The following is a 24,097-nucleotide window of genomic DNA, read 5'->3' on the forward strand; positions in this document are numbered from 1 at the left end:
AAAAAAAAAAAAGCACTTCCACCCGAAGATGAAGTGCTTTTCTGTTTCAGTGATTAGCTGTTTTGTTGTTTGTTTTGTTCAGCTGATTGGTTTTGCTTTTTAACCTGCTGTACATCAGTTTCACTGCCGAATTCAGTGCCGAATTGACCCTGACCGGAAGCTGATTGTTGGTTTTGTTTTTTCACTTGCTGAGCGTCTGTTTTGCTGTAGTTTGAGTTTGCCATTGTTATCACCTCCACGCCCATTAGAATGTGCAGGAGGCAATCCGGCTATTCATCTTTTTAAAAAAAATTACACGAGCAGGGAACGGCCGCCGTCAATAATGATCGTCTGCCCGCGGATCATGTCCGCTTTTGAAGAAACTAAAAATTCAACCGTATCGATCATATCTTTAATTTCGACCATTCTGCCGGCAGGTGTATTTTGGCGGGCATCTTCTAACAGTTCGTCTCTGTTCGGGAAATGCTTTAGCGCGTCTGTATCAATCGCTCCGCCGGAAACGGCATTCACAATGATATTTCTCGGAGAAAGCTCGACCGCCAGATAGCGGGTTAATGATTCTAATGCCGCTTTCGAGACACCGACCGTTGTATAGTTTTCAAGATAGCGGATGCTGCCTAACGAGCTGATGCTGACAATGTGGCCACCGCCGGTTTTTTCCATCAGCTTTGCCGCTTCTTGCGCGCAGAAAAGCAATGCTTTTGCGTTAATATTCATCGTCCAGTCCCAATGCGTTTCTTCAAGTTCCATAACGGGTCTCAGCACGCCTGAAGCCGCGTTATTTACGAATACGTCGAGTCTGCCGAAGGCTTCGTCGATCTGGCGGAACATGTCCTTAATCTTTGCCGGCTGTCCGACGTTTGCTTTAACCACAAGTGTTTTTACGCCGAGCTTTTCAATTTCTTCGGCTGTTTCTAATGCCGCTTTTTTGCTGCGGGCATAATTGATAACGATGTTGTATCCTTTTTCCGCCAGTCTGATGGCAGCGGCTTTGCCGACTCCGCGGCTGCTTCCCGTGATAAGTGCGCATTTATTTTGTTCCATTTTTTCCTCAGCTCCTTGCTGCGTATAGTTCTTTGCATTCAACAAACAATAAAAGCATATTAACTGTTGAAAGGGGTCTTCTTTTATGTATGTCGGACGTGATATGGGCGAATTGGCCATGATGTCAAAAAAAGATTGGAAAGACTCAGAGCTTGCCTATTTCCATCATGCTTTCCAGCAAATTATGCCGTATCTAAACGAGGAAGGCCAGTCCAAATACCGGGAACTGGTACAGGAAATCGAAGCGCGCGGCGGGCTGAAACGGAATGAAGCAGATTACGGCCACGGCACGCGCGTCACCTATGATTGAACGCTGTCCGCCATTTTCCAGATCTTTTGATGGGAAACAGGGAATGCGTATTCCTCGAGTTCTTCTTTTATGACTTGTTTCAGTTTTGTTGTATCCGACACTTGTTTTACTTTACCGAAAAACACAGAAATATTCCATACAAGATGAGTGAAAACATGTTCAACGATGCCTTCCAGTTCGCCGATTTCCGCTTTTACGCCCATGTCTTTTTCTAAAAATGATGCAAGCTGCTCCCGTTCGGTTTTTATTCCTTTTTGGGTCTCGGTGTTCGGGAATTCCCATAGGTTGGCGAGCAGTCCTTTTGACGGCCGTTTATGAATATAGATCTTACCTTGTTCATCTGTCAGAACAACGGCTGCCATCGTTTTGATTCCCGGTTTTTTCTTTTTGCTTTTGACGGGCAGCTCCCGCTCTGTTCCTTCCGCAAACGCCGAGCAATGGTGCTGCACGGGACACAAAAGGCAAGACGGCGATTTCGGCGTGCAAATGATGGCTCCAAGCTCCATCAGGCCCTGATTAAATTCAGATGGTTTTTCATGTGAAATAAATGCCTTCACGGCCTGTTCAAAAATCGTTCTTGTTTTAGGTTTGGCAATATCGTCCCATATGGAAAGGATTCTTGACATGACACGCATCACATTGCCGTCTACGGCGGGGATCGGCTTGTTGTATGCAATGCTGAGCACGGCTCCTTTTGTATAAGGGCCGACTCCTTTCAGCCCGCCAAATTCTTTTTCCTCCGCGGGAACGACTCCCCCGTATTGCTCGTTGACTTCTTTTACAGCGGTTTGCAGATTTCTGACACGGGAATAATAGCCTAGTCCTTCCCACGCTTTGAGCACTTTTTCTTCATCGGCTTCGGCGAGAGCCCGAACCGTCGGAAATTGCTCAACAAACCGCTGAAAATAAGGAATGACGGTTTCTACGCGCGTTTGCTGCAGCATAACCTCTGACACCCACACCCGATACGGATCTTGGTTTTCTCTCCACGGCAGAATTCGCTGTTCCCTTTCGAACCATGTAATTAAGTCCTCACGAAATTTGTCTATGTCTTTTTGTTTCATTTTTTCTTCAAGTGCGTTCATATCTTCTCCTCAGATGGTCGCGTCCCGCTTTTCTTAAAACTGTTTTTTGGTGTACACTAAGGGCACATCACGATAATATGTTACATTAAATAAAGATAAAGAAAAAGCGGAAACATATGAGAACGGCTGATACACGCCATGATTGGGCAAACAGAAAATGGGGAATATCTTATAATGCGAAATATGCAGGCTCACTGATTTTTTCACCTGCAAGGAGGTCACCAATGGATACTGGCACTCACGTTGTCATGGGCATCGCGCTTGGCGGACTCGCCACTCTTGACCCAGCCGTAGGCATGCATACCCCCATGTCTCAGGCAGTCATGATCGCAGCGCTTGCGGGCTCTCAGGCACCTGATATTGATACTGTGTTAAAGCTGAAAAATAATGCCGTTTATATACGAAATCACAGAGGCTTCACGCACTCTATTCCCGCTGTATTGATTTGGTCGCTTTTGATCCCGGGCATTTTGTTCTTATTTTACCCGGAGGCAAACTTTTTGCATTTGTGGCTGTGGACGCTCCTGGCTGTCGTATTGCATGTGTTTGTCGATATTTTTAATGCTTACGGAACGCAGGCCATCCGCCCTTTTTCGAAAAAATGGGTGGCGCTCGGTTTAATAAATACCTTTGATCCGTTTATTTTCATCAGCCATTTGGCCGCGATTGCCGTATGGTATATAGGCGGACATCCGGGCATTACGTTTTTGATGCTGTATATCATTCTTGCCGGATATTATGTCATCAGGCTTTTGATGCAGCTGCGGATTAAACGAAGGCTTCGTGAAATGATTGAAGAAGATATTGAAACCATCATTATTTCGCCGACGATGAAGTTCAGGCAGTGGCGGATTGCCGTGACGACGGCGCATGCCTTTTATGTCGGCAGAAGCCTTGACGGCCACGTGGTGATATTGGATACATTCAACCGGGTGCCCGTTCCGGAAACAGATGTGATGAAAGCCGCGAAACAGGATGAAAACATTGCAGCCTTTCTTTCATTTTCTCCTGTGTACAGGTGGGAGATTGATACCTTTAAAGATCATTATGAGGTGCGTTTTATCGATTTGCGCTATCGCAGCAAAGGCCACTATCCTTTTGTCGCTATCGTGCATCTCAGCCATGATTTAGAACTTCTCTCCTCTTACACCGGCTGGATCTTCAGCGAGGAAAAGCTCCAGAAAAAATTAAAGCTCGGCTCTGTTTAAGAGCCGGGCTTTTTTTGTCTTCTCGCATATATGACTGCAAGAACAAGACTGATGACGGAAACGGCTGAAGACGGTTTGAAATAAGGCGGATAATAGGTTAATTCAATGTCGTTTTTCCCTTTTTGCGCCTTAAATCCGATAAAGGCGTAATCTACTTTTTCAATTTGCTCTTTTTTGCCGTTAATCGTCAGCTCCCAGCCTTTTTCATAAGGAATGGGAAGCATAATATACGGTGCATCGGCGGTATTTTGATACGCGATATGCAGGGTATTTCCGCGCCAGCTGATGTCAGCCTGTTTTTCTTTTTCAGCTTTTTTGTAAGCTCTTTTGAGCGTCTGGTAATTTTCTTCGTACAGCGCCAGACTGTCAAGCTGATACGTTCCTTTCGGCAGACGGATGTTTATTGTTTTTGTTTTCGGCACTCTGATGGTGAGGTCGTTGACACCAGTTTTGTAAATGGATTTATTTGATTTTCTCGTTGTTGTGTAGCCGTTCACCTTTAATGTGAAGCCTTGGTCTTTCGCCTTGTTTTCCAAATAAAAGCTGACATAGTAATCTCCGGCAGTCTTTGATGGCGAATGCGGAGTGATGTTCAGACCGCCGCCGTCCCTGTTTACCGTCAGTATGCCGTCATGATAATCCGCACCCTCGGCTGTTACGTTTGAATCGCGAATCAAATTCTGCGCCTCCGGGGCTTGTTTCATTTTGTCTCCTCCGGATTCGGTTATGATTCCGTCAAGCATCGCCCGTTCTCGTACAAGCGCAGGCGCTTTCTCCAGATTGCGCTCCTTATACACATGATCGGCTGTTCGGACAAACGGAAGCACATATTGATTTTGATAGACCGCGTAGCGGGAAGATTCCATGATTTTTGTAAAGCCGTACGGGACATTGGCTTCGTTTGTTTTTTCCGTCATATAATATTTCCCGTAAAGCAGGCTGTATAAATTCGCCCGGTTCCCTAATGTCGCATAGCGGCTGACGCTTTCTCTGCCCATGTCGATTTGAAGGTCATTCCAATAAAAAGACAGCAGATTGCGGTTTAAAATGCTGGAGTATACGCTGAATCCGTTGAATCCGTATATGATCGGCGTGTTATTGAAAACGCCGTTCATCCAATCCACACGTGCGTAAGGATCCGGGTCTTTTTTTTGCAGGCGCTGAATAAGCCCGGATTGCTCACTGCCTTTATAGTCATCACCTGTCAGAAATGCGTTTGACACCGTATACAGCTTTCCGCCTTCTGACAAAGCGTACTTTTCATATGTATTTGCCGTAAGCACAGCCGTCAGGATAACGATGGCGTAAACGGCCGGCATCCCCCGTTTCACCGCAGTCGCTGCGGCCAAAAGAGCCGCAATGGTCAGCGCCAGAAGCAGAATAATAGATAAATTGGCCGGCTCGGTAATATCCAGGCTGTGCCGCCTCACATTGTTCCAATAAAGCAGAACGGCAAGCACGGCCGAAACCAGTATATCCTTCAATCTTACTTCAGAAAGCTTGGAAAGCCCGGCCGCAGCCGCACCAGCAACCGTAAAGCATAGGACGTATTCAAACCTGTTTTGCGGAGCTGAAAATCCATTAAAGGCGCTTGCTGCGAACGGACTGAAATGAAACAGAATATAAACCAGGCTGATCCCCGCAAACAAGCGGAACAAACGATACTTGTATAAAGGGAATGTAAATAAGAAAAGCAAAAAAATTGCCGGCAGTATGATAATCCGGCTTGAGAATAAAATATTATCGGAAAAATCGAGCCAATCAATATACTGTGTATACTTAGGACGCAGATTATTCAGATAACCGTACACGACAGGAATAAAGGACACCGCGCTTATTCCGAAGCCCAGCAAGCCGGATAAAATAAACATTCTGCATTGGGCAAGTTTGCCCGCCTCCGTTTCCTCAAGGCGGATCATCCATCTGAATAAAATGTAAATGCCGATAAAAATCAGGTTAATATACGCAAAGTAAAAATTGTTGATCAAGGTCAGCGCGCAGGCAAATATAAACCACGCGGGCGTTTGCTCCCTGATAATTTTTTCTGTTCCGTAAACGAGCATCGGAAGCCACAGCATGCTGTCGGTGAAAAAGTCCCAATAGACTTCGTGCCGGAAGAAGATAATCGAAACGCCGTACAAAACGGCGCCGATAAATGCAGGCACCTGCTGTTTGACGAGATATCGAAAGACACAGGCCGCTGTGAAGATGATAAAACTGAGCTTGGCAATGCTGATAAAGACGGATGCCTGGGCCCAAAACAGTGCGTCGGCCTGACCGGTCAAATGAATAAGCTGTAAAATGCAGACAACGGCAGAGATACAAAGAAAAAGAAAAGAAGTAGAAAAATAATAGCCGAGCTGGCTGTACACTCCCCCGCCCAGTCCGAATGAATAGCTGTAAAACAGCTGGCCATGCATGTATTGTTCAAACAGCAGTTTTTTGAACACGGCCATTTGGGCAATTCCGTCTCCCGAGCCCGTCATATAGCGCCCGGCCGTCCACTCTTTTAAAAAGAAAACATGGGCAAGCACCGCAATGAGCACACTGGCCGCAAACATGATGATATTCGCTTTTTTCATAAAACATCTCCAGCCTTGGCACAGAGCGGAGCTGCGTCAATGGTTCCACTTGCGCTTTTTTGTATAATTCGTTTCATTTTGATCTCCGTATGTGATATTCGCTTCTTTAATTAAATAGTGCGGGCGTTTTTTTGTTTCATAATAAATCCGGCCGATATATTCCCCGATAATGCCGAGGCTCAAAAGCTGGATGCCTCCCAAAAACAGCACGGCGGAAATAATCGTAAAATAGCCCGGTACAGACACCCCATTTGTAAGAATGTGAATAAAGGTGGCCACAATGTAAACAATCGACAATAGTAAAATCAGAATGCCGGTGAAAAAACAGATTCTCAGCGGTTTGTTATTAAAGGAAACGACGCCGTCCATTCCGTAGTTGAACAGATTGCTGAACGACCATTTTGAGGTGCCGTTTTGCCTCTCGACATTTTCATAAAAAACGATTTTCTGATCAAATCCGATCCAGCAAAACAGCCCTTTTGAAAAACGGTTCCCTTCACTCAGCTTCAGGAGGGCGTCTACGGCCTGCCTGCTCAACAGGCGGAAATCTCCTACACCGTCACGCAAATCAACCTCAACCGCTTTGTTAATAAATTTATAATAAAGTGAGGAAAGCACAGAACGCACAGGGCTGTCCCCTTTTCGATTGCGCTGGGCAATGACTTGGTCATACCCTTCTTCATAGCCTTGAATGAAGTCTTTGAGCAGATACGTCGGATGCTGCAGGTCCGCATCCATCACGATAACCGCTTCGCCCTGCACGTGCTCGAAGCCTGCCAAAATAGCAGCTTCTTTCCCGAAGTTACGGGAGAAGGATATGTATTTGACCCGATGGTTTCTTGCGGCCAGTTCTTTTATTTGCTGAAGTGTGTCATCCGCGCTTCCGTCGTTGATGTAGAAAATTTCATAGTCATAGTGAATCGTTTGAAACTCTTTCTTTAACGATTCATGAATGAGTTTGACATTGTTTCCTTCATTGTAAGACGGAATAATAATTGAGATTAACCCTTGTTTCATGAAGGCACCTTCTTTGTATTATTCTTTTTTAATATGGCCCTAAAGGAATTGTCCGCAAAACTTCAGTTAGGCTATTCCTTTTTTTAAAGTCGTTTAAACCTTTTTTTTGTTACAGTGAATGATAAATTTTTCACTTCATGGTTATATATTTTTATTTTGTCATGTTTTCCTGCAGATATGAGAAAAAAAAGAAAAAGTCTGTACGGCATACAGACTTTATCGTTGCAGATATTCGTGAATCAGATGGTTGACGATGTCTGGTTTTTCGTGGTTTACCCAATGAGAGGCATCGTCGATAAAAATTAATTCGCCGTTTGGAATCTGTCTTTTTGTTTCTTTGGCGAGTTTTTTGCTTAATGCGCGGTCATTCATGCCCCAGATTAACCGGTACGGGATAGGCATTGCAATCGGCACGGCTGAACCTAAGCCGCCGATTCTGATCGCTCTGTACCAGTTAAGCATGGCCGTGAGCGCGCCTTTTCTGCCCCAGGCTTCTTTGTATTTCTGAACATCCTCACAAGAAAAGAGCGACGGGCGTTCAGATAAGCCGATAGCGTGATCCAATACGCGGTAATTGTCTTCTGATAATCTGCGCTCGGGCTTTTCAGGGAGCTGAAAAAAAGCAATGTAGGAGCTTTTTTTCCATTGCGGCGGATAGAAAGGAGTGACCTTCCGCATAACCGCCGGATGCGGAATATTGACTGCAATCAGTTTTTCAACGTATTGCGGCCGTGTGGACGCCAAATGCCAAGCGACGGCTCCTCCCCAATCATGTCCGATCACAATGGCTTTTTCTAAAGAAAAATGCGTGATCAGTCCGATGATGTCATCTCTTAACGCATCAATCACATAATGTCCGATTCCGACCGGTTTGTCACTGAGATTGTAGCCGCGCTGATCGGGCACAACCACATGATATCCGGCGTCCGCAAGCGGTTTGATTTGGTTCTTCCAGCCGTACCAAAATTCCGGAAACCCGTGCAAAAGCACAGCCAAAGGGCCGTCTTTCGGGCCGGCTGAAGCAACGTGCAGCGTAATGCCGTTCGTTTCTATAAATTGAAAGGTGATGTCATTCATTCCGCTCTCCTCCCCTGTTTTTCAGTCTTCTTTCTGTCATTGAAATGGTCAGTGCACAGGCTGCGGCCAAATAAGTGACCTGAAGGATCAGGCTGAAGGGCTGATTGAATGGAATGAATCTTTCACTGGCAATCCCCGCAGCCGCCGCAAACAGACCGAATATAATCATCAGGCTCGCGCTGAAGCGATTCCCTTCTTTCCATTGGCTTCCGCTCGACATGGAGCGCCTCGTCCGATAGCCGTACAAGCTGTTTATCGACCTCGGGGGAAAGCATTTGACCAAGACGCCCGCGGCCGCCATCAGCATGCCTCAGATAAAACCGATCATATGTCCATCTCCTTTTTCATTCTTACGTAAGGAAAGGGAAATTGTTTCAGAAAAAAAGCAGGCAATGCGCCTGCCTACTTACTTAATCGGCTTACATCCGCAGTTTTCACGTAGCCTGCTTTTCCGCCGTATGTCACGTACGCCCAATTACGGTCAAATCCGCCGTCCTCACTGAATCCCCAGCCGAGCAGCGTCACCGTTTCACCGGCTTTAATGGAATCGGTTTTTCCGCTTTCCAAGGTCGGTGAATAAAAAGCGGTTTGTTTCGCCGTTACTGCCTTCACCGGCTGTTTCATCAGAAAATGAGTTGAGATATAGGCTTCCTGCCCTTTATATTCAATCTTGGCCCAGTCTGCGCCTTTAAATTGCTTAATCTTTACGGCATCCTCTGAGCGGAGCGTTCCTAAAATCCGCCCTTGTGTATTTGGTTCTGTGCGGACGTTGAGTTCTCCTGCTTTGATGATATATGTACCTGCCGTGCTGTCTATTTTTGTTTGCTGATTCGCTGCTGCATTTGCTGCCGGATCAAAAAAGACGGTGCCTGCCGCTAAAAATAAGCATAGTCCGGCGGCTGGAATAAATGCGGTTAACCCTTTTTTCATGTTCATTTCGGTTCCTCCCCGCTATTTAACAAGTTATTAAACGTTTCCACATTCAGCGAGTCATCAAACATGATTTTCCCATATCTTTTGTAAAACATGAAAAAAACCCGCCGGATGTATCCGGCGGACCGACATTTTATATTAATGCAGGAGCCCCCTGCTTTGGTCCAAATAATGAGAAACGTCTTCCCGCATGCTTTGGAACATGTGAAGCTTGCTGCCGTATGATTCGATCCATTCCTTGACGACTCGTTCTGTCATTTGCTCTCCTTGATAAGGGCGTCCCGCTTTTGCATAAGTCGCTTCGAAATCTCCCCATAAAAGCTCAACCCAAGTCCGTGCTTGTAAATAGCTGAGCATTTCATTTTTCTCAAGCAGCAAATTCGTCAGTTTATCGATATATGTATTCATGTCTCTGTCTCCTTTCCTTGGGAAAACCTGCTGCTTTTACACAGCTTGTCATAGGCATATACTAACTTTACGTCTTCAGTTCAGAAGGCGCAACCTTTTGATATTGGCCGAGGGGGAAAACAAATGGTCCGGAACAAAGCAAAAGGATTTCCTAATCAAAACAATAATAAGTTTGAAGGCGAACCGCGGGCAAAGGATGACTTCGCTTCGAAACGTGCGGACGGATCGACGAATACGCACCCGCAAGAGCGGATGAGGGCGTCCGGCAGACGATAAGAAAAACAGTGATGAGACTGGGATTGTGTCCCGGTCTCTTTTTGTGATAAAAAACACTCTTCAAGTCATGATGCCGCTAAAATACAAACAAGGCTGAAAAAGCTTGCCGGACAGACATCACCGGCAAGCTTTTTTTACCCTTTATGAACTTGGTATTCGTATACGTCTTTTTTCTCTGACTGATGGGCGAAGGTTGAGAGCACAAGGCCGAGCGCCGTCATCAGCGCGCCGCCGGCAAACAGCCATGAGTAAGATCCTGTTCCGCTCAGAATCAATCCCCCGATCCACGCGCCAAGCGCGTTGGCAAGGTTAAACGCGGAAACGCTCACCGCCGCGGCAATGGTTGTGCCGCTTTCAGATGATGAAATCACCTTCGTCTGTAAAAGCGGCGGCGTGCCGAATGCGCATGCGCCGAATAAAAATGTCGCTGATACGGCTGCGGCAGGAAAGACAGCAACGTACGGGAAGATCGCCAATACGCCGATTAAGCCGATCATGACGCCGATCATCGTGCGCGTCAGCAACTGGAGCGGCACTTTTCCCGCGAAGAAATTACCTGCCACACCACCCAGGCCGTAAGCAAAGAGAGCGCCCGTGATGCCGACTGTGCCGAATCCGGCTGAGTTTCTGAGAATCGGTTCGATGAACGTGTAAGCAATAAACACGCCTGAATAACCCAGAATGGTGATGGCAAAGGAATAGATCACTTGCTTATGCTTAAAAACACTCCATTCATTCATCAACATCGGAATCACTTTCGGTTTTCGATTCGGAACGGTCATCATCAGGCCGATAAATCCGATAATGCCCAAGACGGTAATAATGGAAAAGACAGCTCTCCAGTTAAGCGCATCGCCTAAGTAGGAGCCGAACGGAACGCCCAGCATCAGTGCCACTGTTAAACCGCCGTTCATAGAAGCCGCTGCCGCCGCGCGTTTTTCAGGCGGCACCATCTCGCTTGCAAATACCATGGCAATCGCAAAAAATGCCCCGTGGATTGAAGCGGATAAAACTCTGGAAATCGCCAAAACAGCAAAGTTAGGCGCGAAAACGCTCATTAGATTCGCGAGGACGAAGATGCCCATCAATCCGAGGAGCACCGGTTTTCTCGGCAGTTTGACTGCAAAAATCGTTACGATCTGTCAGGCAGACGCTTGCCGCATAGGCTGTTACAAGCATGCCCGCAGAAGATACATGTATATGAAAGTCATCGGCAATCGACGTCAGAATACCCATGACAGCATATTCCGTATACCCGATGGAAAAGGTACAAATCATTAACACAAAGATGATTAATTTAACAGATGGCTGCTTCACTTTGATATTCAACGCAAATCGCCTCCTTTTTGATAAAAAACAACGAATTCCATCTTAAAAGATATGTAAGGCGAATTCAATTATTTTTTACTAAAACCTGAAACGAATGTGCTGAATAGAAAAAGAGGCCGAGCGGCCCCTTATGTTATCTTTTTTCTTGTAAAACGGAAATCGGCAGCGCCTCTTCCTGATCCGGTGACGAAGTTCTGCAGCCCCAAGCAAAAACACCGTTTACATATTCGATATGGAATGTATCGTTCGATCCGTCTATTTGATACACCGTGCCGGGAATGAAATCTTCCGGGTTCAGCATGTAGGCTTTTGCCATCGTGATTTTCCGTTCAAGCACCGCCAGCTCGTTTACAATGCCCATCTGTTCTGCTTTTCTTGCTTGTTCAGTCAGTCCTGCGATTTCTGTCTGTAATTCATGAGGCGTCATTTGGCTGTATCGTTTTTCCATGTAGGCTTACTCCTCTTCCTGCAAAAATTGGTCAATGTTATCAAGCGAAAATCCTTTTCTGAATAAGTATTGCTTTACCTTCATTCCGCTTTCATATGAACCGTCATAGCGATATTTACGAATCGCCTTTTCGGCATGCGCCTTCAAGGCTTCCATTTCAGCTTCGTCATCATTTTCGTATTCGGTCTGCTCCAAAGCCGCATTGATGACGTCGAAGGAGAAGCCTTTTCGCTGCAGCTGCATTTGCGCCCGCTGCTTTATCTCTTTCGTTGACAGCTTTTTATCTTTTTTTAGAACTTTCCCGATATGTTTAAGCGCTTCTTGAATCTGTTCATCGACTGTGAATGCGCTGAGCGTCTCCTTAATGGTATCGTCGTCTATCCCCTTCGTTTTCAGCTCACGGAACAGAACGTCAGGCCCTTTGCCGTTTGTTTTTTTGTGGGTGCTCGCATAAGCCTCGGCGAACTCTTTGTCATTTAAATAGCTGTAATCGTACAGCTTGCGGATGACTTCGGCAATCACCGTGTCCGGTGTTTCTTTTTTCTTCAAATGGTCTCTCACTTCTTTTTCTGAGCGCATCCTGTACGATAAAAATTCAACTGCGCGGTTAAAGGCTTTTTTCACATCATCGCCGTGCTGGATTTCAAGGATGTCAAGCTCGTCCACTTCTTTTCCTTTTTTCAGATCAAAGCGGACGAGCACATCCGCGTCAACGCTGAATGCGTATTTCTCATCGAGAAAGATGTTAAAGCGTTCGGTATTTTTCTTTTGCGTCGATATTTTCGTAATAAACGGCATCCCGGTCTCCTTTCCCGCCCGCGGTGTTCAGGCGTTTTTCTTTTTATGAAATGAGGTAAAGTGTATCTATACATGTGTAAGGAGAGATGGATATGAATATCGCGATGACAGGCGGCACCGGTTTTCTCGGACGGCCTCTGACAGATGTGTTTACCCGCAAGGGACATCATGTCTTTATTTTATCAAGAAAACAGAAAGAAACCGAACAAAAAAATGTGACATATATTCAATGGCTGGCTGAGAATGCGGCGCCTGAGCGCGAGCTTTCCCCTATTGATATATGGGTGAACCTTGCCGGAAAATCCATCTTTGACCGCTGGACGGACAGCACGAAAGAACAAATCATCTCAAGCCGCGTTGAAGCGACAAGGGAAGTCAGACGGCTCATTCAGCACCAGCCGGAAAAACCGCATACGCTGATTCAGGCGAGCGCGGCCGGCATCTACGGCACAAGCAGGGACAAAACGTTCACTGAGCAATCTCCCGCGTCTAATGAAGACTTTCTCAGCCATACTGCTCATATGTGGGAGCGGGAAGGCCAAAAATAGAGGCGCTCGGCATCAGGACGGTGTATGCCAGATTCGGTGTGATGCTCGGCGAAAAAGGGGCTTTACCGCTGATGGTTCTTCCTTATAAGTTATTTGCGGGAGGTACGATCGGCTCTGGACGCCAATGGCTGTCATGGATTCATGTGGAAGATGCGGCTGAACTCATCTCCTATGCGGCGGAGCATGACGAGATCTGCGGACCGATGAATGTCACGTCACCCAATCCCGTTGAAATGAAACAGTTCGGGCAAACGATCGCAAGCGTCCTGCACCGCCCTCACTGGATTCCCGTTCCTGAATTCTTTTTGACTAAGGCATTGGGTGACATGAGCCTGCTGATCGTAAAAGGACAGCGTGCACTTCCCAAACAGGCGATGACGGCCGGTTTTCGATTTATGTATGCAGAGCTTGATTTCGTTTTAAAAGAGCTATTACTGCATAAAAACGGTAATAAAAGCCAATCCTAATGGTATTCTGTTTGAAGGAGGTCTTCTTTTATGGAAAAGAAGCGCGAAAAACATCAGCAGGGAGCCAACTTGAAAAAAATGCAGGAAGTTCTTTATTCCGGTGAATTCAAAAAGGCGGAAAGAGCAGCCAAGCGGAAGTAAGCCGTATAAACATCCCGGTATGACAAATACTATGTTTGTTTGATATCACTTTTTAGGGGGCATTTGATATGGGCAGAAATCATACTCACAAAAACCGTGATAAAAACAAACAAAAGCTTCCTCAAGTTCCTGACGCTCTGAAACGCGAGACTGACGGCACATATGAGGAATATTCAAGCGAGCTTGCTGATTCCGCCGACCGCGAAGCACAGGCGCGGATGAAAGCCGCTGACAACAGAGCCAAAAGCAAAACACGCTAATGACAAAATCCCCGCCTTTTTATGAGACGGGGATTTTTTTAAAGCTCTGTGAACAGGCGGCCTGCCGGTGTCCGTTCTTTCGCCTTAGGCTGTTCGTCGGGATAGCCCGTTTGGATGATGGCGGCAAAGCGTTCATTGTCCGCAAGGCCGAAGTCTTGATGCACTTGTTTGTCATAAAGGATTCTGCCGCTTTTCCATACCATTCCGATGCCGTTTTCATAAGCGAGCAGCTGAAGGTTCTGAATCATGCCGCTTACTGCCGCAAAATCATCGTTTCTTGTAAATTCGTTTTCATCTTCTTTTAAAACGACCAGCAAAAATCCCGGAACGGCGCCGAGCGTTTTTCTCATGTTCTGTTCTTTTTCCTCGTTAAAATCATCCTTAATCTTTCGGAAAAATGAGACGTAGCTGTTTGCAAGCTTCTCTTTTCCCGCTTCACTTGCCACATAGATAAAACGCCACGGTTCTGTCAGTCTGTGGTTTGGGGCGTAGACTGCGGTTTCCAGCAAATCTAATATGACATCAGCAGATACGGTTTCCGGTTTAAATGACCGAATGGATCTTCTGTTTCTGATGGTGTTTTTAAGACTTGAGTTTTGGTGTAATTGTTCGGTTTTCGGCATGCCGATTCACCTTCCTATTCAATTGAAAATGATTATCATTTATAATATAACGGAAAGCACGGCTTTTTGTAAACCGTTATGGCAGCTGAAGATGGATTGATTCGGCATAAACCGCAGTTCCCGTCATTTTTATTTTGGCCTCTCCGTTTTCCTCACTAATATTAATTTCCACTTTTCCCTCTTTGCCGATTTCTTGGCCTTGTTCGACCGTCAGCGTGGCAGCATCCGAACCTCCGTATTTTCTCATATATGCCCCCATGACGCCGGATCTGTTCCCGTAACCGGGTCTTCCGCCGTACCCGAAAACGGGGAAGAAAAGTGACGCCCGTGCAGATCACTCTCCGGATGAACCGTTTCAATTGAGAACGGATGAACGCTTGCTTTCGGAAGGTCGTGCAGAATATCCGGAAATTGTTTGTTGTCCGCCACCATACCTTGTGAGGCTTCAAGTGTTTTTAACGGAACGATCAGTGTCCAAATACCCGTTGAGCCATATACAATCGGAAGCTGATCATGAAAGTCCGCAGCCGTGATGCGGAGCGAGGCCGCCAGTTTTTCTTTGTCCCCCGTAAATGGCAGAAATTGAGGAGAAGCCTGTTCGAGCGTGATATACATCCGCCCGACACGTTCAGAAGCTTCCACGGGAAGAATGCCCGCTTTCGTTTCGATGGTGTATGTTTGGTCGGACTGAAGCCTTCCCTTTTCAATTAATGCATAGAGAGAAGCAACGGTAGCATGGCCGCATAAATTCATTTCGCGGCCGGGCGTAAAGTAGCGGATTTTCACATCGGCTGCCGTGCTTTTGCAGAGAAACGATGTTTCATTGTATCCGGCCATATTGGCGATCCGCTGCATCTCCTCATCTGAATAACCGTCCCCGTCAAGACAATTCCCGCCGGATTTCCCATTTTAGGCACATCAGTAAATGCTTCATATTGTAATACGGTTGCCTGCTTCATACATCAGCCATCCTTTCTCCTTATCGCCGCTTTATCCAGTATAACAGAATATAATTAGAATTTTCAGTTAATCAAAAGACAAAAAAAGACGCCTTTTTACCGGCGTCTTTTTACTTTATTTTTTCCGATGAGACGGGTGACGAGGATCATTGTGACGGACAGCGATCTGTTTTTACGGTATGCCAAGTATTTTCCGCGCCACTCCGGTTTATATTTTTCTTTAAACGCCCTCAGTCCGCTGAAGCTGTACATGTACCGGACATTGTTAAATATAACGGCTGCGATTCTTTCCGACCAGAAGGACGTATTGGCCGTTCCTACGTTTGACAAAGGCGCCATACCCATATTGAAGGTGGTATAGCCTTTTTCCTGCGCCCAAAGGAACAGACGGATAAAGAGCGCGTCCATAATGCCGTTAGGGGCGTTTTTCCGATATCGCATAAGGTCGACTGATATCTCGCCTTCCTGATACATCGGCATGAGATTCGCAAACGCGATGATCTCCCCTTCAGCGTCTTTCATATAAGCAATCGGCGCCTGTTCCAAATAGTCCCGGTCAAAGAAGCCGAGAGAAAAGCCCTTCTCTTTTTTCGGTCCGAGCCATTCATCTGAAATGTCTTTCAGCTTGGCGATAAACTCGGATGAAAACGGGGGATCGTCCACATGGAACGTATAGCCTTCACGGTCATATTTGTTGTTAATCGCCCTCAGCCCCGCCTTTTTCTTTCCTGACAGAGTGAAGGCATCCATATTGACAAGGGCCTCTTCTCCAAGCTTGAAGAAGTTATAGCCGAAATCGTGGTACAATCCCATGTCTTCCCGTTCGATCTGATAAAACATGACAGTCAGGCCTTGCTTATGCGCTTCGTTCAAAAATTCTTCAATGACGAGCGGAAAGGATTCTTTTTGTCCTGACGGATCGCCGAGCACCACAAGCCTTCTGGAAATTTGCCCGAACAGTAAAAGCGCTTTGCCGTCGCTTGAGAAATAAAACCGCTTGTCTCCTAAGAATCCGAGATGGCTGAGCGCATTTCCGCCTTCCTCCGCCAGAAATGACTTCAGCCGCTCAGGATCTGCTTCTTCACCGATCGGCTTCGACCTTTTATGATAAACCATCGTAAAAATGAAGAAAAACAGCGGCACAACGACAATGGCCGTAATGGTCGCATATGTAATGTGCGAATTGTTATGGACGAAGTAATCGTGGCGCAGCAGCCTGTTCATTCTATCCCAGATAAAACTCGCGATGATGTTGTAGTTAAACAGCGCGACGATAAACAGAGCGGCCGCAAATACCATCTGGCCGAGCGTATAGGATGCCTGCTCTCTGATAAACTGCCGTTTCATCAGCATAAGCAAGACGATGACGACCGGCAAAATAAAGATGGCGCTGATATTCATTCCTTTTAAAAAGCTGAAAACAAATCCGCTGACAAGCGCAGTAACCGCCATTGAATAAGAGCGCTTCGTCCGTTTGTATAATTCAATCGGCAGGATCAAAAGGATCAATGCCGCGCTTAAGGACAGGCCGTTAAATGCAAGCAGCGCCGGGTGCGGAATGTGGGGAATGACTGTCTCCCTGTCGATCGGCAATGCAACAGAAGCAAGCACTACAAGTCCTGATACGAATACGATCAGCGATAACGAGCCGTAAAGCACTCTGATTAAAATGGCGCGCTGAAGCACTAAGAGCACGTTTGTCGTTTCAACGGCCGGAGCCATGCGCGGATTCGTTTCCAGCCGCTTCAGCGTATTTTCCGTCAAGTCACCGGCCGCGAAGAACAGCCCGAATACAAACGGAATAAACGAATACACGATACGGTAAATCACGATGGATGTCACCACCGCCTCCTGCGGGTAGCCCATGTTTTGCATGCCGAGCAGAAACAGCAAATCAAACGAGCCCAATCCCCCCGGCACAAGGCTGATGATTCCGCCGATGGCCGCGATAGCAAATACGCCGAACACATGGCGGACATCAGCCTGTATACCCATTACAAGCAGCGAGTAATACATCACGACAGCTGCCGCAAACCATTCGGCAAACGAAGCGCCGATGTAAGAAAAGACCGGATGCCTCGGCTTTGCTTCAGCATCTTCTCCCGCCGCTTTTTTATTGTTGATTATTGCGGCGATCAAGGCGGCCGGCACAATAAGCGCCACCCCGGCTACGACGATCCACATCCACGGCTTTTCCCCGGTAATTTCTTCAACCGGCAGCACTCTTGCGAGGGTCAGTATGCTGAAGACGGACAGGCCGAGGAGCGCTGATGACGTGAGCCAGGCGATGCCTGTGACCAAACCTTTAACATCCTTCGTATGCTCCTTGTAAAGCATCGTCCGCAGTCCGACACCCGCCAGACCGCCGAACCCAAGCACGTTGTTAAAGGAATTGGCGATAAAGGATACCCTGAACACTTTCCAGTTCGGTATGTCGAGGCGCAGCGTGCGTTTCAGCACAAAATCATAAAAGGACATCGCACTGACCGCAAGCAAGCCGAGCACAACGAGAATAAACAGGTCATACCGCTCGATGCCGTTAATAATGTAAAGCGTGCGCTTAAAGGAAAGGTCCGTCAATTCCTTCTTTGATTGATAAATGACTAAAAGCAAAACGGCAATAGGAAATAACACTTTTAATATCGATAAGGCATTTTTTTTAGTCAGCAATGTTCTCTCCAATCATATAAAAGCTATTTTTATTATAATTCCCCCAATAATCTCCAACATATTATACACTACCACCTCCTATACAAACAAAACTCGTCTGTAACTTTCTTTCTCAAAGTCGGGCTGTTCGGGTTCGGCTCATTGCTTGTCGCACTCAGCCAGAGCTTTCCGATGTTTTTAGCGTCAAGGCTGATTCAAGCCCTTGGCGGGGGCGGGATTTTCATTATCGGCAGCTCACATATTCTCGCGGTGCTGCCGAAGGAAAAACAGGGAAAAGCGCTCGGGCTGTTAGGAGCGATGACCCTAATATCGGCAGTTTTTTGCTTGATTGAAGCGGGTCGTAGCATTGGCTGTTTTTGATTAATTTGCCGATTGCCGCTGGATTGGTTGTGTTCGGCGGATTGTTTATTGCTGAAACGAAAGAGCCTGAAACAAAAAGGCTTGATTTTATCGGCGCGATGATGCTGTCTCTCGCCATTTTGTCCTGCATGATCGGCATTACGAATCTTAACGGAGCTACTCTTTTGGAAAGCTTGGGGAATGTAAAGGTATTCGGATTTATCGCGGCCGGCGTGCTTCTCTTTTTTTCTTTGCTGCGGTATGAAAAGCGGGTCGAAAGCCGGGGAGGTGATCCGATTCTCGCTTACTCGCTTCTTCAGAACAAAGTATTTCAGTGGACGCTTGTGATCGGATTTTTGTCGGGAGGACTGCTTGCTGCGGTCATTTTTATTCCGTCATATGCAGAGCAATATCTGCACGTTTCTGCGGAAAAAGCCGGTTATTGGATGACGCCGCTTGCCTTGGCATCAGGCATCGGCGCATGGCTGGGCGGAGCGCTGACCGATAAAAAAGGCCCGGTTTTCTCAGCCGTTTTATCAGGCTTGATCGCAGGCGCCGGCTTCAGTTTATTTCCATTGTGGGTAACAGAGAAATGGGAGTTTGTTATCGCAAGTGTCATTGCGGGGATCGGGTTCGGCTTTTTGCTCGGGGCGCCGCTGAACGTGCTTGTATCTGAGGCTGCCGGTGCGACTAAAGGAACGGCGCTGGGTACGCTGTCACTGGTCAGGCAGGTCGGCCTGACGCTCGCTCCGACCCTCTATGCCGGCTTCATTACAGCCGGCTTTGATCGGATCGGAGATGACATCAGAAACCGCTTAGACAAAAACGGCATTCCGGCAGATCAAGCACACATGCCAGATATCGGAGGCGGGCTTTCATCCGTACAGGAACAGGTCAGCCGACTCCCCTTCCCCGCCGTCAAAAAAGCGGCGGCCGATGCCGTTGAAGCAAGCGTCGCAAGCGGCTATCATCATCTCTATGCCGCAGCCGCCGTTATTTCGTTATGCACGATTGTGCCGGCCTGTATTCTGGCGTTTTTTCGCAAACCGGCATCATCTAAGACAAATGCCAGCCCATCCGCCGGGAAAGTTCCGTAATATGAGCGATGTGATGCTCAGAATGCCAGACATATAAACCGAGCGCATTCTCGAGTGTTGTCGTCTCTTTCGTTGCAGGATGGAAAAATGTACGTTTAAATTGGGCATCAGTCATGGAGCGCAGCAGATCGGCCCATCTTTTGTGCAAAATCGTTAACAGCTCGATGGAAGCTCCGCAATCTGCCGTTTTGGAATCATGGAGGTCAGCCCAGCATTTTTCATCATACGGGCGGATCGCCGGCTCTTCCTCGGTTAAGCTCAATTTAAAACGGATATAACCGTTCATGTGGCTGTCAGCCATATGATGAACCACTTGGCGGACAGTCCACCCCCCATCACGATACGGCGTATCAAGCTGGCTGTCTGACATTGCGATGACCGCATGTTCAAGCTTCGCCGGCGCATGCTCCAAAGTATTGATCCACTCCTGTCTCTGTTCGGCTGAAATGAATTCGGCCGGCTTGTATTCTCCTATCGGAAACTTCAGATTCTCTGTTTTCATATTGTTTCCTCCCTCTATAAGCGTTGATAGACGATTAAGAAAGTAAGATGGTAATGTCGCAGCCTTCCGCTTTTGCGTCACGAAAAACCTGCAGCACCGCTTCGGCCCCGTCCCCTGTATGCCGTTTGCTTTGTTCGAATTGCCTCCACTCCAACACGAGCGGGTACTCAACCCATCCGGTCAGACAATCCCATAAGGCGTCAAGGTTCTCACCGTAGTATTCGGGAAGGCGGAGTTCTTGTTTTAATGCCTGGTGAAGGTCGCTCATATCTCTGATCTGTTCCCCATTAATGACTGCTTTGTTCATGGCTGTCTCCTTTCTCTTTTTCTCACTCTATCAGTTTAGCATCTTCTTCTGAGAGAGTGGCGGATGTTGTATACGCACTCTCCAATCCGTATAAGCGAGAACGGCGGGTCTTTCAGCCTGTGTGACCTCGATGCGCCTCCGTGTTTTTACGGATCTGTTTCGGCTGATAAATTTTCCCGACAAACAGATACCCGTATGTAAACTTATTCAATATCCATGACACTAAAATGGGGCCTCCCGTGCAGATCGCAAAAAGCAGGAGGATGGCCGCCGGTAAGGAAAGGGACTGTAGATAGCCCTCCAGCAGATAGCCTAAGATTAAAAAGTAAGTGTGAAGCAGATAGATGGAAAAAGAATAGCTGCTGATGAACATCACAACCGCAGGCACCCTTTTCAGCTTTGAAAAGAGATGAAAGCAGAGAAAGATGATACTGACCGCGTAAATCATAATGTCCGGACGTTTTGAGGAAATCGTTCCTTCGCTGTTAACATATGAAACTGCAACGATTAATACAGCCGATATGACGGCACTTAAATATACGGCATAGCGGTATTGATTGATCAGCGCCAAAAAGCGTTTATATTCCTTGCCGCAGTAAAAGGCCAGGCAAAAGTAGAAAAGCCAGCCCGGAAAGGGCACCCAAAAGAACGGAAATATTGAATCCAACCCGGCTGATGACGGCGGCTGAATGAATGAAAAATAGGTCAAATACACGGCATTGATGACAAAAGAAGCGGACAGCACCAATACGGGAGACGTTTTTTTCAGCCAGCCGTGCAGCAGCATGTGGAGAATATAAAACTGAAAAATCACGAGGATGAAGTAACCGATAAAGTTGCCTAAAAACACATTTTCTAAGAATTTTCTGACAAACGAAATAAAACCGCTTTCTTCCTCCATTATACTTTTCATCAAAATCGCATCAAGCGCGGCGATAAACAGAAACGGCACAAAAATGACCTTCCCCCTTTTCTTTAAAAACCCTGCGGGAACGCCTTCCGGATAAGAGCGTGCAAGCAGAAATTCCGAGATAAAGATAAACGCGGGCGTGCTGAACATCAAAAGCGTCCGAAACGAATCTACAGTGTGAGCGATTTCTGAGACGGCTTCCTCTTGAATCATCAGCACCATCGTGACGACATGAAGCAGGACGACACTTAAACAAGACAGACAGCGAATGACGAAGATTTCTTTTATTTGCATAGTGCGGCCCCTTTTTCACAAGCACGGCGGACTTTGGCGTATGTTTGGCGCAGCCACTTCTCCCGAATTTCGGGTGAGCTGTCCTTTACAATTGAGAACAGATTGCGCTCAACTTTTTGAATGCCGCAAAATTGCAAAATGCCTTTTTTTAACGTAATCCAGTCCGCGTTTTTCCGGAACCATTTTAAGTACCAGTTCGGAGAGTCCGCCGTATAAAAGACCTGGGCTGTCTCTGCGGTGAGCAATCCTTTTACGCGGCCGCTTTCAAATGTGTAGGCTTCCCCGGCGACAAGCACCCTGTCAAAAAAGCCCTTTAAAATCGCCGGCACGCCTCCCCACCACAGCGGGTAAATGAGAATGAGATGATCCGCCTCTTTCATCAGCTTCCGGTATTTCTTTGTTTCAGCGTCCCGGCTCATGTCAGACCGCCTTTTCTCTCCGCCGTACCGCAGGACGGGATCAAATTGATCGGCATATAAATCAATAACCGTATACTTTTGGGCGCTGTCCTTTAATGCCATTTTGACATATTTCAGAATAGCAGCATTGAAACTGTTCTGATCCGGATTTGCGTAAACAATCACCGTGTTCATATGGCCCTCCCAGTATTTTTATATTTTTACAATGATTATATCATTATGTCATATAAAAGAGGTAAGCACATGGTCTTGAAGATCCCCTGTATCTTAACCTGCTGCTCACCGCTGTCTCCTGAAAGCCGACGGAATGTAATGGTCTTCTGCGTTTCAGAACTTCCTATGGTATACTAACTGTCAAATGAGTTGGCTTGGAGGACATCATGAGAATTTTAAAATACGCGATTTTAGGGCTTTTGCGAAAAGGCGAATTGAGCGGATATGATATAACGAGCTATTTTAAAGAAGAGCTGGGCCAGTTTTGGAGCGCGAAGCACAGCCAGATTTACCCCGAATTAAAAAAGCTGACGGACGAAGGATTTATTACGTTTCGGACGGCGATTCAAGGGACGAAGCTGGAGAAAAAAATGTACACGCTGACCGAAAGCGGAAAGCGTGAACTTGCTGCCTGGCTGACGAAAAAGGAGCCGATTCCGGAAACGGTCAAGGATGAATTTATGCTGAAGGCCTATTTTATTTCGGCTTTAACGAAAGAGGAAGCGGATGATTTATTCACGGACCAGCTGCAAAAGCGAAAGCTGAAACTGTCTGATCTGGAAAACAGTTATGATGAGCTGATGGCATCCTCTGAGAGGGCCAAATCGTTTTCCTCACCGGATTTCGGCCATTATCTCGTGCTGACGAAAGCGCTTGAACGTGAACGGAATTATATATCCTGGCTTGAGCACATTTTGGCTCTCATCAAAGAAGCATAAACAACGCGGGCGGCTCTTCAGCAATGAGCCGCTTTTTTTACGACATGAAAAATACGGTGATCAACGAATCAGCCATCATGATCATAAACAATAAACTGAAATAGACGATCGAATAGATAAACATCCCCTTCGCCCATTGAATATCATCGGCTGATGTAAAGCCGCGGATACCCTTATACACCCAAATGGCCCCGAGTATCAAAGCAGATACCGCGTAAAACGGACTGACGTGCACATAAAAAGGCACAAGCAGCGTAACGGCAGCCAAAATCAGAATATAGCGCATCATTTTTATTTTTGTCATGCGGTTGCCTTTTATCACCGGCAAAAGCGGGATGCCCGCGGCCCTGTATTCTTCCTTTCGCCTGATTCCGATCGCCCAAAAATGCGGCGGCTGCCACAAAAACATGATGGCATACAAGATCACCGCCGGCATGTCGATATACCCCGTCAGCGCGCAATACCCAATCAATGGCGGGGCTGCACCGGGAAAGCTGCCGATGAATGTGCTCCATACAGAATGTCTCTTAAACCAAAGCGTATAGACGACTGCATATAATAAAAAAGCGCTCAGCCCGAGGATGGCGGTCAATATGTTGAGTGAGGCGAGCATGCCCAGTCCGGCAGCACCCAGACAGGTTCCGAATGTGATAATCGCCGCCGGCGGAATTTTTCCGGTAACGGATGCGCGATTGCGGGTTCGCGCCATTTTGGCATCCATGTTTCGGTCAAAGCAGTTGTTAAAGACGGTGCTTGACGCCATGACAAACGCCGTCCCGATCATCGCAATGAGCATGGTGACGAGAATGTTACCATCGCCTGTTGTGCCAGAGCTTACGTACGCGATCCAAAACCCGACTAATGCGGCGAGTGAATTTGATATGATAATTCCCGGTTTGGCAAGAAGGATAAAGTCCTTGACGGTCACCCGGGCCGGTTCGTTGTTGTGCTGTTCTGTCCGAACTGCATTTGAATTCATATTTTGGGTTCTCCCTTTTTTCGCCCATCATAGCAGGAAGAATCAGAGATGACAATTCTTTTTGTTTATTTTTCACATTATTGTAAATATTAAAATATAAGAAGCCGAATTCCCGGGAATTCGGCTTCTTTCTTT

Annotated in this window: 23 protein-coding genes and 5 pseudogenes; 8 read left to right on the top strand and 20 right to left on the bottom strand. The window is 46.8% G+C overall.

Going from position 1 to position 24,097, the window contains the following annotated elements:
• Nucleotides 1-53: 53 nt before the first annotated feature.
• Together AXI59_RS02300 and fabL are read right to left on the bottom strand one after the other, a co-directional pair.
• Nucleotides 54-206, bottom strand: a pseudogene (locus AXI59_RS02300) (gamma-type small acid-soluble spore protein); the annotation flags it as partial.
• 85 nt (nucleotides 207-291) lie between these two features.
• Nucleotides 292-1,044: an enoyl-[acyl-carrier-protein] reductase FabL gene (gene fabL, locus AXI59_RS02305; protein WP_061520367.1), complete on the bottom strand. Its 753-nt coding sequence runs from the start codon at nucleotides 1,042-1,044 to the stop codon at nucleotides 292-294.
• An 85-nt stretch (nucleotides 1,045-1,129) separates the two neighbouring features.
• Between fabL and AXI59_RS02310 the strand changes: the two genes are divergently transcribed.
• Nucleotides 1,130-1,354, top strand: coding sequence for a hypothetical protein (locus AXI59_RS02310; RefSeq protein ID WP_061520366.1), 225 nt, complete (start codon nucleotides 1,130-1,132; stop codon nucleotides 1,352-1,354).
• Here the strand turns inward: AXI59_RS02310 and mutY are convergent.
• On the bottom strand, nucleotides 1,345-2,439 hold the full coding sequence (gene mutY, locus AXI59_RS02315; RefSeq protein WP_061520365.1) for an A/G-specific adenine glycosylase: 1,095 nt from the start codon (nucleotides 2,437-2,439) through the stop codon (nucleotides 1,345-1,347). The two genes, AXI59_RS02310 and mutY, sit on opposite strands and share 10 nt — an antisense overlap.
• Before the next feature lie 224 nt (nucleotides 2,440-2,663).
• On the opposite strand from mutY, the gene AXI59_RS02320 reads away from it, so the two are divergent.
• Nucleotides 2,664-3,647, top strand: a complete 984-nt coding sequence (locus AXI59_RS02320; RefSeq protein ID WP_061527267.1) for a metal-dependent hydrolase — start codon at nucleotides 2,664-2,666, stop codon at nucleotides 3,645-3,647.
• On the opposite strand, the gene AXI59_RS02325 is transcribed toward AXI59_RS02320, so the two are convergent.
• The 6 genes from AXI59_RS02325 to AXI59_RS02350 form a co-directional block, all read right to left on the bottom strand.
• Nucleotides 3,644-6,229 carry a YfhO family protein gene (locus AXI59_RS02325; RefSeq protein WP_061527268.1) on the bottom strand — a complete coding sequence of 862 codons (2,586 nt, stop codon included), beginning with the start codon at nucleotides 6,227-6,229 and terminating at the stop codon, nucleotides 3,644-3,646. The genes AXI59_RS02320 and AXI59_RS02325 overlap by 4 nt on opposite strands.
• A gap of 36 nt (nucleotides 6,230-6,265) precedes the next feature.
• Nucleotides 6,266-7,246 carry a glycosyltransferase family 2 protein gene (locus tag AXI59_RS02330; protein ID WP_061527269.1) on the bottom strand — a complete coding sequence of 327 codons (981 nt, stop codon included), beginning with the start codon at nucleotides 7,244-7,246 and terminating at the stop codon, nucleotides 6,266-6,268.
• A gap of 216 nt (nucleotides 7,247-7,462) precedes the next feature.
• Nucleotides 7,463-8,323 (bottom strand): alpha/beta fold hydrolase, encoded by an 861-nt coding sequence (locus AXI59_RS02335; RefSeq protein WP_061527270.1) that lies wholly within the window; start codon nucleotides 8,321-8,323, stop codon nucleotides 7,463-7,465.
• A complete protein-coding gene (locus AXI59_RS02340; protein WP_420806826.1) occupies nucleotides 8,316-8,624 on the bottom strand; it encodes an SdpI family protein in 309 nt (102 codons plus the stop codon). Before AXI59_RS02340 ends, AXI59_RS02335 begins: the two co-directional genes overlap by 8 nt.
• Nucleotides 8,625-8,725: 101 nt before the next feature.
• Nucleotides 8,726-9,259 (bottom strand): SH3 domain-containing protein, encoded by a 534-nt coding sequence (locus AXI59_RS02345; RefSeq protein WP_061527271.1) that lies wholly within the window; start codon nucleotides 9,257-9,259, stop codon nucleotides 8,726-8,728.
• A gap of 135 nt (nucleotides 9,260-9,394) precedes the next feature.
• Nucleotides 9,395-9,664, bottom strand: a complete 270-nt coding sequence (locus tag AXI59_RS02350) for a YfhJ family protein (RefSeq protein ID WP_061520359.1) — start codon at nucleotides 9,662-9,664, stop codon at nucleotides 9,395-9,397.
• A 123-nt stretch (nucleotides 9,665-9,787) separates the two neighbouring features.
• On the opposite strand from AXI59_RS02350, the gene AXI59_RS02355 reads away from it, so the two are divergent.
• Complete coding sequence (locus AXI59_RS02355) at nucleotides 9,788-9,940, top strand: small, acid-soluble spore protein K (RefSeq protein WP_061520358.1); 153 nt, start codon at nucleotides 9,788-9,790, stop codon at nucleotides 9,938-9,940.
• Between the two features lie 134 nt (nucleotides 9,941-10,074).
• Here the strand turns inward: AXI59_RS02355 and AXI59_RS02360 are convergent.
• The 3 genes and pseudogenes from AXI59_RS02360 to recX form a co-directional block, all read right to left on the bottom strand.
• A pseudogene (locus AXI59_RS02360) lies at nucleotides 10,075-11,263 on the bottom strand (MFS transporter).
• Nucleotides 11,264-11,402: 139 nt separating this feature from the next.
• On the bottom strand, nucleotides 11,403-11,717 hold the full coding sequence (locus AXI59_RS02365) for a YfhH family protein (RefSeq protein WP_061520357.1): 315 nt from the start codon (nucleotides 11,715-11,717) through the stop codon (nucleotides 11,403-11,405).
• A 6-nt stretch (nucleotides 11,718-11,723) separates the two neighbouring features.
• Nucleotides 11,724-12,515: a recombination regulator RecX gene (gene recX, locus AXI59_RS02370; protein WP_061520356.1), complete on the bottom strand. Its 792-nt coding sequence runs from the start codon at nucleotides 12,513-12,515 to the stop codon at nucleotides 11,724-11,726.
• Between the two features lie 92 nt (nucleotides 12,516-12,607).
• Here recX and AXI59_RS02375 point away from each other — a divergent pair.
• The 3 genes and pseudogenes from AXI59_RS02375 (at nucleotide 12,608) to AXI59_RS02380 (ending at nucleotide 13,931) form a co-directional block, all read left to right on the top strand.
• Nucleotides 12,608-13,530, top strand: a pseudogene (locus tag AXI59_RS02375) (TIGR01777 family oxidoreductase).
• Between the two features lie 30 nt (nucleotides 13,531-13,560).
• The gene (locus AXI59_RS19075) at nucleotides 13,561-13,671 is read left to right on the top strand and encodes a YfhE family protein (RefSeq protein ID WP_003155504.1); all 111 of its coding nucleotides are present in this window, start codon (nucleotides 13,561-13,563) and stop codon (nucleotides 13,669-13,671) included.
• Between the two features lie 68 nt (nucleotides 13,672-13,739).
• On the top strand, nucleotides 13,740-13,931 hold the full coding sequence (locus tag AXI59_RS02380; protein WP_003155508.1) for a YfhD family protein: 192 nt from the start codon (nucleotides 13,740-13,742) through the stop codon (nucleotides 13,929-13,931).
• Between the two features lie 38 nt (nucleotides 13,932-13,969).
• Here AXI59_RS02380 and AXI59_RS02385 read toward each other — a convergent pair whose 3' ends face one another.
• The 3 genes and pseudogenes from AXI59_RS02385 to mprF form a co-directional block, all read right to left on the bottom strand.
• Nucleotides 13,970-14,554: a nitroreductase family protein gene (locus AXI59_RS02385; RefSeq protein WP_061527272.1), complete on the bottom strand. Its 585-nt coding sequence runs from the start codon at nucleotides 14,552-14,554 to the stop codon at nucleotides 13,970-13,972.
• 76 nt (nucleotides 14,555-14,630) lie between these two features.
• Nucleotides 14,631-15,513, bottom strand: a pseudogene (locus AXI59_RS02390) (PhzF family phenazine biosynthesis isomerase).
• A gap of 96 nt (nucleotides 15,514-15,609) precedes the next feature.
• Complete coding sequence (mprF, locus tag AXI59_RS02395; protein WP_061527273.1) at nucleotides 15,610-18,183, bottom strand: bifunctional lysylphosphatidylglycerol flippase/synthetase MprF; 2,574 nt, start codon at nucleotides 18,181-18,183, stop codon at nucleotides 15,610-15,612.
• Between the two features lie 105 nt (nucleotides 18,184-18,288).
• Between mprF and AXI59_RS02400 the strand changes: the two are divergent.
• Nucleotides 18,289-19,619, top strand: a pseudogene (locus tag AXI59_RS02400) (MFS transporter); the annotation flags it as partial.
• Here AXI59_RS02400 and bstA read toward each other — a convergent pair.
• From bstA to AXI59_RS02420, 4 genes are all read right to left on the bottom strand, one after another.
• On the bottom strand, nucleotides 19,579-20,121 hold the full coding sequence (gene bstA, locus AXI59_RS02405) for a bacillithiol transferase BstA (protein WP_061527274.1): 543 nt from the start codon (nucleotides 20,119-20,121) through the stop codon (nucleotides 19,579-19,581). The pseudogene AXI59_RS02400 and the gene bstA sit on opposite strands and share 41 nt — an antisense overlap.
• 34 nt (nucleotides 20,122-20,155) lie before the next feature.
• The gene (locus tag AXI59_RS02410; protein ID WP_061520351.1) at nucleotides 20,156-20,428 is read right to left on the bottom strand and encodes a ribonuclease inhibitor Barstar; all 273 of its coding nucleotides are present in this window, start codon (nucleotides 20,426-20,428) and stop codon (nucleotides 20,156-20,158) included.
• A gap of 112 nt (nucleotides 20,429-20,540) precedes the next feature.
• Nucleotides 20,541-21,632, bottom strand: coding sequence for an acyltransferase family protein (locus AXI59_RS02415; RefSeq protein ID WP_061527275.1), 1,092 nt, complete (start codon nucleotides 21,630-21,632; stop codon nucleotides 20,541-20,543).
• A complete protein-coding gene (locus tag AXI59_RS02420; RefSeq protein WP_061527276.1) occupies nucleotides 21,623-22,225 on the bottom strand; it encodes an NAD(P)H-dependent oxidoreductase in 603 nt (200 codons plus the stop codon). Before AXI59_RS02420 ends, AXI59_RS02415 begins: the two co-directional genes overlap by 10 nt.
• Nucleotides 22,226-22,431: 206 nt before the next feature.
• On the opposite strand from AXI59_RS02420, the gene AXI59_RS02425 reads away from it, so the two are divergent.
• Complete coding sequence (locus tag AXI59_RS02425; RefSeq protein WP_061527277.1) at nucleotides 22,432-22,983, top strand: PadR family transcriptional regulator; 552 nt, start codon at nucleotides 22,432-22,434, stop codon at nucleotides 22,981-22,983.
• Nucleotides 22,984-23,020: 37 nt separating this feature from the next.
• Here AXI59_RS02425 and cyoE read toward each other — a convergent pair whose 3' ends face one another.
• A complete protein-coding gene (gene cyoE / locus AXI59_RS02430) occupies nucleotides 23,021-23,962 on the bottom strand; it encodes a heme o synthase (protein WP_061527278.1) in 942 nt (313 codons plus the stop codon).
• Nucleotides 23,963-24,097 lie beyond the last annotated feature (135 nt).

Origin of the sequence: Bacillus nakamurai (assembly GCF_001584325.1) — a bacterium.
GTDB classification, from domain to species: Bacteria; Bacillota; Bacilli; order Bacillales; family Bacillaceae; genus Bacillus; species Bacillus nakamurai.